General features: G+C 69.2%; 9 protein-coding genes. 5 read left to right on the top strand and 4 right to left on the bottom strand.

What is annotated here, in order from left to right:
- Positions 1-340: 340 nt before the first annotated feature.
- The 4 genes from ACZ5ZX_RS26405 to ACZ5ZX_RS26390 all read left to right on the top strand — a co-directional run bounded on the left by ACZ5ZX_RS26405 (position 341) and on the right by ACZ5ZX_RS26390 (position 5,919).
- Positions 341-1,294 carry a serine protein kinase RIO gene (locus ACZ5ZX_RS26405; RefSeq protein WP_465504659.1) on the top strand — a complete coding sequence of 318 codons (954 nt, stop codon included), beginning with the start codon at positions 341-343 and terminating at the stop codon, positions 1,292-1,294.
- Between the two features lie 237 nt (positions 1,295-1,531).
- Complete coding sequence (locus tag ACZ5ZX_RS26400) at positions 1,532-2,590, top strand: lytic polysaccharide monooxygenase auxiliary activity family 9 protein (protein WP_465504658.1); 1,059 nt, start codon at positions 1,532-1,534, stop codon at positions 2,588-2,590.
- A gap of 375 nt (positions 2,591-2,965) precedes the next feature.
- Positions 2,966-4,468, top strand: a complete 1,503-nt coding sequence (locus ACZ5ZX_RS26395) for a DEAD/DEAH box helicase (protein WP_465504657.1) — start codon at positions 2,966-2,968, stop codon at positions 4,466-4,468.
- Positions 4,469-4,731: 263 nt separating this feature from the next.
- The gene (locus ACZ5ZX_RS26390) at positions 4,732-5,919 is read left to right on the top strand and encodes an 8-amino-7-oxononanoate synthase (protein ID WP_465504656.1); all 1,188 of its coding nucleotides are present in this window, start codon (positions 4,732-4,734) and stop codon (positions 5,917-5,919) included.
- Here ACZ5ZX_RS26390 and ACZ5ZX_RS26385 read toward each other — a convergent pair.
- Positions 5,891-6,361: a GNAT family N-acetyltransferase gene (locus ACZ5ZX_RS26385; protein ID WP_465504655.1), complete on the bottom strand. Its 471-nt coding sequence runs from the start codon at positions 6,359-6,361 to the stop codon at positions 5,891-5,893. The two genes, ACZ5ZX_RS26390 and ACZ5ZX_RS26385, sit on opposite strands and share 29 nt — an antisense overlap.
- A gap of 40 nt (positions 6,362-6,401) precedes the next feature.
- Entirely contained in the window at positions 6,402-7,235 is an 834-nt protein-coding gene (locus ACZ5ZX_RS26380; RefSeq protein WP_465504654.1) for a S1 family peptidase, read from the bottom strand.
- A gap of 262 nt (positions 7,236-7,497) precedes the next feature.
- Between ACZ5ZX_RS26380 and ACZ5ZX_RS26375 the strand changes: the two genes are divergently transcribed.
- Positions 7,498-8,892, top strand: coding sequence for a mycothione reductase (locus ACZ5ZX_RS26375; RefSeq protein ID WP_465504653.1), 1,395 nt, complete (start codon positions 7,498-7,500; stop codon positions 8,890-8,892).
- Between the two features lie 75 nt (positions 8,893-8,967).
- On the opposite strand, the gene ACZ5ZX_RS26370 is transcribed toward ACZ5ZX_RS26375, so the two are convergent.
- The gene (locus ACZ5ZX_RS26370; RefSeq protein WP_465504652.1) at positions 8,968-9,480 is read right to left on the bottom strand and encodes a hypothetical protein; all 513 of its coding nucleotides are present in this window, start codon (positions 9,478-9,480) and stop codon (positions 8,968-8,970) included.
- A 55-nt stretch (positions 9,481-9,535) separates the two neighbouring features.
- On the bottom strand, positions 9,536-10,783 hold the full coding sequence (locus ACZ5ZX_RS26365) for a CynX/NimT family MFS transporter (protein ID WP_465504651.1): 1,248 nt from the start codon (positions 10,781-10,783) through the stop codon (positions 9,536-9,538).
- Positions 10,784-10,831 lie beyond the last annotated feature (48 nt).

Here is a 10,831-nt window from a genome sequence, read left to right as displayed (position 1 = left end):
GGCGGGGGGGGTGGGGGGGGTGGGGGGGGTGGGGGGGGGGGGGTGGGGGGGGGGGGGGGGGGGGGGGCGGGCCGGGTCTCACCCCCCCCCCCCCCCCCCCCCACCACCTGTACCGACCGCTCACCGGAAGCCTCTGCCCTATCTCTCGATAATTCGGTTGCGGACGCGGAAGAGCGTCCGCCATGATCGTGCGCGATCCGGCAGGAGCCGGTGGATGCGATTGGGAGGTGCCTCGTGCTGATGACTGTCCGGGGCCTTTGCCGCCCCCATCCACTCGCCCCTCGAGGCTGAGCGCGACCACGCTCGCCCGGTGGGGCATCCTGACTAGGAGAACCCACCAGTGCGCAAGCACGAACTCGAAGAATCCCACGCTTACGAAAAGACCGGCCGTCCTCGTCGTGCCCGGCGCGGCCGGTTCGACGACGAACCCGCACCCGAGCGCGGCGGCCGGCTCACCGAGGCCGAACGCGTCCGGCTCGCCAGGCTGCGTGAAGACGCCTACACCGAAACCGCCATCCCCGGTGGCGGCGACCGCTGGAGCACCTGGGGCGAAGCCGAGCACGGGCCGTATCCGCGGCCGGACTGGGTGATCACCGAACTGGCGGCGGTGGACACCGAACTCGGCATCCTCAAGACCGGCAAGGAGGCCGACGTCCACCTCGTGCGCCGCGGCCTGCCCGACACGCCCGGCACGGTGCTGGCCGCCAAGCGGTACCGCAGCGGGGAGCACCGGCTGTTCCATCGCGACGCGGGCTATCTCGAAGGCAGGCGGATGCGGCGGTCGCGCGAAATGCGGGCCATGGAGTCGCGCAGCAGCTTCGGCCGCAACCTCATCGCCGAACAGTGGGCGGTGGCCGAATTCTCCGCGCTGAGCAAACTCTGGGCGGTCGGCGCGCCGGTGCCGTATCCGGTGCAGCGCGACGGTACCGAACTGTTGCTGGAGTTCCTCGGCGACGGCGAGACGGCCGCGCCGCGGCTGGCGCAGGTCCGGCCGGAGCCGGAGCAGCTGCGGGAACTGTGGTTCCAGACCTCGGCGATGCTGGAACTCCTGGCGTCGCAAGGGCTCGCGCACGGCGACCTGTCGGCATACAACCTGCTCGTCCACCGCGAGCGGATCATGGTGATCGATCTCCCGCAGGTGGTCGACATCGTGGCCAATCCGGGCGGGCTCGAGTTCCTCGCGCGTGACGTGCGGAACATCGCCACCTGGTTCCACTCGCGAGGACTGCCGGAGCGGCTGACGGCCGTTCCGGAGCTGATCGAGGAACTGCGGGAGATCGCCGGACTGCGCTGACGTGTCATGAGGGGTCCCCATGGGACCGATTTCGTCCCACGGGGCTCCTCATGACCCTCTCGCTGTGCCGGTCACGACCGGCGGCTGTGCGACTTGCCGAGACCCTGTTTCGAGACAGCTGAAAGCTCTTCCGCACCACCCGGAAGTGGCTTACCCTCGTTACTGGGAGCGCTCCCATACGCACCGGCCGCCACCGTCAGGCGGCCATGTCCGCATGGGAGAAGGGCGAAGCCGACCGTGACGAAACAACGAAGTACCGTCCTGGCCGTCGTGACCGTGCTACTGGCGAGCGTGTTCGCCGTGGTGCTGAACACCGGCACCGCCGCCGCGCACGGCGCGATGATGAAACCGGGCAGCCGCACGTTCCTCTGCTGGAAGGACGGCCTGTCCCCGACCGGCGAGATCGTCCCGCACAACCCGGCGTGCTCCGCCGCCGTCCGGACGAGCGGCGCGAACTCGCTCTACAACTGGTTCGCCGTCCTGCGTTCCGACGGCGCCGGGCGCACCCGCGGCTTCATCCCCGACGGGCAACTGTGCTCGGGCGGCAATCCCGGGTACGCCGGTTATGACGGCGTCGGTGACTGGCCGCTCACACATCTGACGGCGGGCGCGACGTTCGACTTCTCCTACAACGCGTGGGCAGCGCATCCCGGCTGGTTCTACACCTACGTCACCAAGGACGGCTGGGATCCGAACCGGCCGTTGCGCTGGGACGACTTCGAGGACCAGCCGTTCCTGACCGTGGACCACCCGCCGGTGACCGGTTCCGTCGGCACGGTCGAAGGCCAGTACAAGTGGAGCGGCGCGCTGCCCGCGAACAAGACCGGGCGGCACGTCATCTACTCGGTGTGGAAACGCTCCGACAGCGCCGAGACGTTCTACGGCTGCTCCGACGTCGTCTTCGACGGCGGCAACGGCGAAGTGACCGGCATCAACGAACCGGGCACGCCGCCCTCGTCGACAACGCCCACCTCCCCGCCGCCCACCGGCGGTTCGTGCATGGCGATGTTCGCCGTCACGAACTCGTGGTCGGGCGGCTACCAGGCGACCGTGACGATCATGAACCACGGCACGGCCGCTTACGGCGGGTGGCTGGCGGGCTGGGTGCTGCCCGCCGGGCAGCGGATCGCCAGTGTGTGGAACGGGACGCTGAGCCAATCGGGGAACGTGGTGAACGTCCGGAACGCGAACTGGAACGGCGTGGTCGCGCCGGACGGCGAGACGACGTTCGGTCTCGTCGTCGAGTCGGCGGGCACGAATCCGGTGCAGCCGTCGGTGACCTGTCAGGGAAGTTGAGCGACTGTCCACAATGTCATGAAGGGGTCTTTCAGGACGGAATCCGTCTTGGGAGACCCCTTCATGGCGTCTACTGGACGAGCACCGTCGTGGAGACCCTGCCCACAATCGGTCCCTCCCGTTGGGAGCCCGGATAACGGTCCGGTACAGTAGTGCTAGACCGCAACCGGCGGCGTGGATGAGTGGTGTCCGTCGCCTCCAAAGCCAACCGAATGGCTCGCGGTATCCGTATCAACCAATTGGCGCGCGGTGTCATGCAGACGCGGTGTGCCGGGTTCGTCCCTGTGAACGCCCATCTGTGCACACCATCTTGCCCTGCCTTGCGTGCGGGCAGCCCCGGGCCTCCTTGTGACGTACCACGTCCGAGAGGCATTTGTGACAGTCACGTTCAACTCCGGCCCCACCTCACCGTCGGCAAGGCAGCACCGCAAGCCGCGTACCCGCCCCGCGGGTGACGCCATGCTGCACAACGACGCCGTCGAGAGTGTCAAGGCCACGACCTGGGCGGAGCTCGGGCTTCCCGACCCGCTGCTGAAGGCCTTGGCCGAGGGCGGGATCACCACCCCCTTCCCGATCCAGTCGGCGACCATCCCCGACGCGCTCTCCGGCCGCGACGTGCTCGGCCGCGCGCAGACCGGTTCCGGCAAGACCCTGGCCTTCGGCCTGGCGATGCTGACCCGGCTCAACGGCGGCAGGGCCCGCCCGAAGCACCCCCGCGCGCTGATCCTGGTGCCGACCCGTGAGCTGGCCATGCAGGTCGCCGACTCGCTGACCCCGCTGGCCAAGTCGCTCGGCCTGTGGTGCCGCACCGCCGTCGGCGGCATGGCCTTCACCCGTCAGGCCGACGCGCTTTCCCGCGGCGTCGACCTGCTGATCGCCACGCCGGGCCGGCTGTCGGACCACGTCCGCCAGGGCACCGCGTCCCTGTCGGAGTGCACCTTCATCGCGCTCGACGAGGCCGACCAGATGGCCGACATGGGCTTCATGCCGCAGGTTCGCGAGATCCTCGACCTGACCCCGCGTGACGGCCAGCGCCTGCTGTTCTCCGCCACCCTCGACGGGGACGTGGACCGCCTGGTCCGCGCGTATCTGACCAACCCGGTCACGCATTCGGTCGCCCCGTCGACCGCGAGCGTCACCACCATGGACCACCACGTGTTCCAGGTGTCGCACCAGGACAAGCAGGACGTCATCACCGAGATCGGCGCCCGTGAGGGTCGCACGATCATGTTCGTCCGCACCAAGCACCACGTGGACCGCCTCACCGAGCGCCTGCGCGAAAAGGGCGTCCACGCGGCCGCACTGCACGGCGGCAAGACCCAGGGCCAGCGCAACCGGGTCCTCGCGGACTTCAAGGAAGGCTTCGCCCCGGTCCTCGTCGCCACGGACGTCGCCGCGCGCGGTATCCACGTCGACGACATCTCGCTGGTGCTGCACGTGGACCCGGCCGCCGACCACAAGGACTACCTGCACCGCGCGGGCCGCACCGCGCGCGCCGGGGCGTCCGGTGTCGTGGTCACGCTGGTCACCCACGACCAGCGCCGCATGGTGCGCCGGATGACCGACCGCGCCGGTGTCCGCGCCGAGCAGACCACGGTCCGCCCCGGTGACGCCGAGCTCATCCGCATCACCGGTGCGCAGCAGCCCAGCGGCGAGCCGGTCATCGAGCGTCGTCGTGAGTCCCCGCGTCGCGGCGGTGGCCGTGGCTACGGTGGCGGCGACCGCGGTGGCTACCAGGGTTCGCGCGAGGGTCACGGTCACCGCGAAGGCGGCCGTCCCGGCGGCTTCCGCGGCCGCCCGCGTCGTGGCGAGTCCGGCGGCGGCAGTGGTCGCCCGCAGCGTCCGAGCCGCGGCCCGCGTCGCAGCTTCGACAGCTGAAGTAACTGAAGCCGGTCCACCCGGCGGCTAGTGCCATGAAAGGTCCTTTCCTTGCAAATTTTGCAAGGAAAGGACCTTTCATGGCGTTCGGGGTCGTCCTGGGTTCCAGGGGTCGTGAGCTGAAGGGGACTTTCCCCGCATCTCACGCGGCGAAGGGCGCTTTCGCCGCATGCGATGCGGGGAAAGCGCCCTTCAGCCGCGAGCCCGTTCGCTGTGGGGACCACCACGCCCGGCGCCGAAGCTCGGATGGGAGACTGCGGGACGTGAACTCTCCCGCCTCCGCTCCGCAGAACCTCCCTCCCGACCAGGTCTTCGACTGGCTCGACGTGGAGGCGGAGAAGCGGGCCGAGGCCGGGCTGGTGCGCAAGCTGCGCATCCGGCAGGCGCAGGAACCGGAGCTGGATCTCGCGGGCAACGACTACCTCGGGCTCGCCCGTGACAAACGCGTCGCCGGTGCGGCCGCGGCCGCCGCGTTGCGCTGGGGCGCCGGGTCGACGGGATCCCGTCTCGTCTCCGGCACCACCGAGGTCCACGTCGAACTCGAGCACGAACTCGCCCGCTTTTGCGGCGCGCAGGCCGCGCTGGTCTTCTCGTCCGGTTTCACCGCGAACCTCGGCGCCGTCACGGCCCTGTCCGGCGCGGATTCCGCGATCGTCACGGACAAGTACATCCACGCCTCGTTGATCGAGGGCTGCCGGCTGTCCCGCTCGGACATCGCCGCGGTCGCCCACAGCGATCCGAACGCTTTCAAACACGCCCTCGCGACCCGCCGCAAACCGCGCGCGCTCGTCGTCACCGATTCCGTGTTCTCCGTCGACGGCGACATCGCGCCGCTGGAGCGACTCTCGGCGGTCTGCCGGGAACACGGCGCGTCACTGCTCGTCGACGACGCCCACGGCTTCGGTGTCCTCGGCGAGGGCGGCCGCGGTGCGGTCAACGCGGCGGGGCTCTCCGGCGCACCGGATGTCGTCACCACGATCACGCTGTCGAAATCCCTTGGGGCGCAAGGCGGAGCGGTACTCGGGCCGCGTCGCGTGATCAAGCATCTCGTGGACACCGCGCGCAGTTTCATCTTCGACACCGCGCTCGCGCCCGCCAGTGCCGCCGCCGCGCTGGCCGCGCTCAACGCGTTGAAGGCCGAGCCGGAGCTGGCCACCAAGGTGACCGACGCGGCCGGAAACCTTGCTATGCAACTGAAAGCGGCGGGGTTCCGGGTCGGTCTCCCGGACGCCGCGGTGATCTCCGTGCAGGCGCCGTCCCCCGAAGCGGCCGTCGCGTGGGCCGCCGCGTGCGCGGATCAGGGCGTCCGGGTCGGCTGTTTCCGCCCGCCGTCCGTACCCGACGGCATCTCCCGCCTGCGCCTGACCGCGCGGGCCGACCTCACCGAGGCCGATGTGGACCGCGCGGTCGGGGTGATCACGGCTACCGCACCTCCCGGCGCCACATCGTGATGTGCGGGATGCCGTCCTCCAAGAACTCGTCGCCTTCGGCCACGAAGCCGTACTTGGCGTAGAAGTCCTTCGCGTACGTCTGCGCGTCGAGGACGCACGGCGCGTCCCCGATCCCCGCGAGGGCGGTCTCCATCAGCCGTCCCGCGAGTCCCTTGCCGCGTGAGCGGACGGCCGTGCACACCCGGCCGATGCGGAAGGTGCCGCCGGCGTCCTGCAACACCCGAAGGTACGAGTCGACGGCGACGGAACCACCGATCCAGAGATGCCTCGTGCCGGGCAGGAGATCGCGTCCGTCGATCTCGTGATAGGCGGTGTTCTGCTCGACGACGAACACGTCCACACGCAGGCGGAGGATGCCGTGCAGCTGTGCGGCGGTGATCTCGTCGCCGGCGACGGACAGCGGGAACGACGTGGTCTCGGTGATCGGGGTGTCGGTGCTCACGTCCCACTTGTTAGCACATCGGACGTGAAGAAGGCATCGATCAGCCGATCAGCCCTCGGCTGTTCTGCTGGGAGATCTCGTTGGCGTAGTGCGAGACACGGGTGTAGACGCCCGGCTTGTTCGGCTTCGCGCAGCCTTCGCCGAACGAAACGATCCCGATCAGCGTGTCACCCACGACGAGCGGGCCACCCGAATCGCCCTGACAGGCGTCGATCCCGCCTTCGGGGTACCCGGCGCACACCATGTCGCTCGGGTCGTAGCCCGAGTACGCGTTCCGGCAGGTCTTGTCGCTGACCACCGGGACGACCGCGCTGCGCAGGTAGTCCGAACGCGCGCCGCCGTCGGCGACGCGGCCCCAGCCGAGGACCGTCGCCTTCGTGCCTTCGCTGTACAGGTCGGCGTCACCGTTGTCCGCGACCTTCGCGGGCCGGTACGGCAGCTGGCCGCTGACCGTCATCACCGCGATGTCGTCGCCCTTGCCGGGATCGCCGCTGTAGTCGGGGCTGACCCAGACCCGGGAAACCCGCAGTTCCACGCCGTCCCGCGAACGCTTGTCCTGCCGTCCCGCGATCACCCGGACGTCGGAGCGTTTGACCGCGACCGCGCAGTGCGCCGCCGTCGCGACCGTCGTGGAGCTGACGATCACCGCCCCGCAGTACTGGTTACCGCCGCGGTCGGCCAAGTAGACCGCGTAGGGGTACTGCGAGACCGAAGCCTTTTCGCCGCCCACGATCCTCGGTTCGGCGGCCTTGTCCGGTCCGCTCACCGCACTGTCGTCCGCCGACGCGCTGGTGAGGCCGATCGGCACTATGACGGCCGTCGCGAGCACCGCTCCGACAGCGAGCAGCAGGGTGCGACGTGACTTCTTGGGCATGTTCTGTCCCTTCACCGGGGCGTACGTGCTGCCATCTGGTGGCAGGGGCCGGGGCGCCGCGGCACTGGGCCATCGCGATCATCGTGGCCGTGATCAAACGACTCCAGCGCGTACACAAGCGATCGCGAATACCCTAATCGGAGAAGGCCCGATGCGGTGTCACTGAAACGGGTGGACCTTCGTTCGCGACCGGGAACAACCGGTCACCGTGACAGGTTGGCTAGAGTCGGAACCACCCGCTCCCGCCGCAAAGGAAGACAGCGTGCCCCACTACGACCTGGTGATCGTCGGTACCGGATCGGGCAACTCGATCCTCGACCCGCGTTTCGCGGACTGGAACACGGCGATCGTGGAGAAGGGCACGTTCGGCGGCACCTGCCTGAACGTGGGCTGCATCCCGACGAAGATGTTCGTGCACGCCGCCAACGTCGCGGCCACGCCGGCGTCGTCGGCGAAGTTCGGCGTCGACGAGGAACTGACCGGGGTCCGCTGGCGCGACGTCCGCGACCGGATCTTCGGGCGGATCGACCCGATCGCCGCCGGCGGCCGCGAATACCGCGTCGAGCACGAGGACAACAAGAACGTCACCGTGTACGAGGGCGAAGGCCGCTTCACCGGCCACAAAGAACTCCGGGTCAGCTACTCCGACGGCCGCCCGGCCGAGACGATCACCGCCGACCGGTTCGTGCTCGCCGCCGGCGGCCGCCCGGTGGTCCCGGACATCCCCGGTCTCGCCGAAACCGGCTACCACACCTCCGACACGGTGATGCGGCTCGACGAACTGCCCGCCGGCATCGTGATCCTCGGCGGCGGCTACATCGCGGCCGAGTTCGCGCACGTCTTCGCCTCGTTCGGGGTGAAGGTGACCGTGGTCAACCGGTCCGGCGCGCTGCTGCGTTCCGAGGACGACGACGTCAGCGCCCGGTTCACCGAACTGGCCTCGCAGCGGTTCGACGTCCGGCTCGACCGGAAGACCGTCCGTGCCCGCAAGACCTCGTCGGGGATCGCCTTGGACCTCGAAGGTCCTCAGGGCGCCGAGACCGTCGAGGCCGAGGTGCTGCTGGTCGCCACCGGCCGCACGCCGAACTCGGACCTCCTCGACGTCGCCGCCACCGGCGTGACCACCGGCGAACGCGGGCACGTCGTGGTCGACGAGTACCAGCAGACCGTGGTCGACGGGATCTACGCGCTCGGCGACATCTCGTCGGCTTTCGAGCTGAAGCATGTCGCGAACCACGAACAGCGCGTCGTGCAGCACAACCTGCTGAATCCGGACGAGCGGATCGAAGCCGACCACCGGTTCGTCCCGCACGCGGTCTTCACCTCACCGCAGGTCGCTTCGGTCGGCCTGACCGAACGCGAAGCGCGCGAGCGGGGCGTGTCGTACGTGACGTCGCACCAGGACTACGCCGGTATCGCCTACGGCTGGGCGATGGAGGACACCACCGGCTTCGCGAAACTGCTCGCCGACCCGGCCACCGGGCAGCTGCTGGGCGCGCACATCATCGGCCCGCAGGCGTCGTCGGTGATCCAGCCGCTGATCCAGGCGATGAGCTTCGGTCTCGACGCGAAGAGCATGGCGCGCGGGCAGTACTGGATCCACCCGGCGATGCCGGAACTGGTCGAGAACGCGCTGCTGAACCTGCCGCTGGACTGAGGTCCGGCGTGAGATGAACGGGACTTTCATGGCAAATTTTGCGATGAAAGTCCCGTTCATCTCATCCTCCGGGCCTCAAACGACGCGTTCGCAGCTGCGGGCCCCGTGCCGCACCGCGAGGTCGCTCACCGCGTTCATCTCGGTGTCCGAGGCACCCATCAAGGCGGCCGAGCGGGCCCCGTCCTTCAGGAACCGCTCGCCCGCCTCGACGTACCGGTGGACGGCCGCCAAGAACTCCTCACGCGCCGATGCCGCTTCTCCCGGCACCGTGCGGACCCCCGTCGCCCCCTTGAGGACGTCCTTGGCGTCGTCCACCTTCGTCGCGAAGAAGTGCTGCCACTTGCGCAGCTCCGTCGCGACGTCCCCCTCCGGGTCCGGCCAGTAACGCTCGATCGCCGCGCTGCTGTCCTCCCCCACCCGTACGCACACCCGATCCACGGCGCGGTAGAACTCGAACGACGAACCAACGGGTGCCGTCCGGGCCGGTGCCACCGCCACGCACACGGCGGCGAAGCAGGCCAAAGCCGTCCCCAACGCCAGTTCCTCCACCACGCCGACCCCCAGAACCGAGTTTTTGAACAGGTTCAACTCGCTCAGCGTATGGCTCCGCCAGGCGTGGGGTCAAGAAGTTTTTTGAACGCGTTCAGACGAAGCGGCGACGTCCGGCGAAGGCACCGAAGGTCATCTGCGCGGCGAAGACCACGAGCATCATGATCCAGGGAACGGTCCAGTCGTGGGTGAGGTCGTGAAGCAGCCCGAACAGGAAGGGCCCGACGGCCGCCATCAGGTAGCCGATGCCCTGCGCCATCCCGGAAAGCCGCGCGGTGTCCGCTCCGGTGCGCGCCCGCAGCGCGATCACCGTCAACGCGAGGGAGAAGACGCTCATCCCGAGGCCGATCAGGATGCTCCAAAGCAGCGGCGAGGCGCTCGGCGCGAGCATCATGCCGACCATTCCGGCGAAGCCGAAGACACCCAGCCCGACGATCCACGCGCTCTGGCTGCGGTGCCGCGCGGCCATCGGCGCGACCACGAGGCTGATCGGGACGGCGATCAGCGAGATCAGCCCGAGCAGCAGGCCGGAGTCACCCTTGCTCACCCCCGCGTCGATCATCACCTCCGGCAGCCAGCCCATCACGACGTAGGCCAAAAAGGCCTGAGTGCCGAAGAAAAGCGTGACCATCCACGCAAGCGGGCTACGCAACAGCGATCGCCCGCTACCCTGCTTGCCTGCCTCGTCGACGGTCGCACGCCCCGTACCGCGGGCTGCGAGAATCCAGACGAGGAGTGCGAGCACCGCCAGAACCGACCAGGCGCCGAGACCTTGGCGCCAGCCGCCGAACGCGTTCTCCAAGGGAGGGGTGAGCGCGGACCCCAGTGCGCCTCCGCCCTGAAGAGCGGCGGTGTACACGCCGGTCATCATGCCGACACGCGCCGGGAAGGAGTCCTTGATGACGACTGGGATCAGCACGTTCGCCAAGGCGATTCCGGCCGTGGCCACCAGGGTTCCCCCGAGTACGACGTACGGTCCGTCGAGCACCCGCAGCACCAGGCCGACGGCCAGGATCGACAGCGCGGAAGCGATGGCGGCGCCGACGCCGAACCGGCGGGCCAGCACGGGAGCGGCGAGACCGGCGGCCGCGAAGCAGAGGCCGGGGAGCGTGGTGAGCACGCCTGCCCAGGTCGCCGTGGCGCCGAGGTCGGCGCGCATGTCGCCGAGCATCGGGCCGACACTGGTGATCGCCGGGCGCAGGTTCAGCGCGACCAGGATCACCGCCACACCGAGCAGCAAACCGCCGGTGATCACTCCCGGCCGCCATTCCGTTTCGATCGCGCCTTCGAGTTCAAGACGCTCGTCGAACGGGGAAGCGGATTCTCGGGAGTCGACACGCACGTCGGCTAGTATCACATACATAGGATGATTGGATGAAGGGACAACGCT

The organism is Amycolatopsis sp. NPDC033938, from assembly GCF_055575975.1.
The sequence above is the reverse complement of the archived record's forward strand: the minus strand, read 5'-3'. Positions and strand labels throughout refer to the sequence as shown.

Coding starts and splice junctions, on each gene's coding strand:
- ACZ5ZX_RS26380 (WP_465504654.1), bottom strand. CDS start 7,235: ATGCCCAAGAAGTCACGTCGCACCCTGCTGCTCGCTGTCGGAGCGGTG.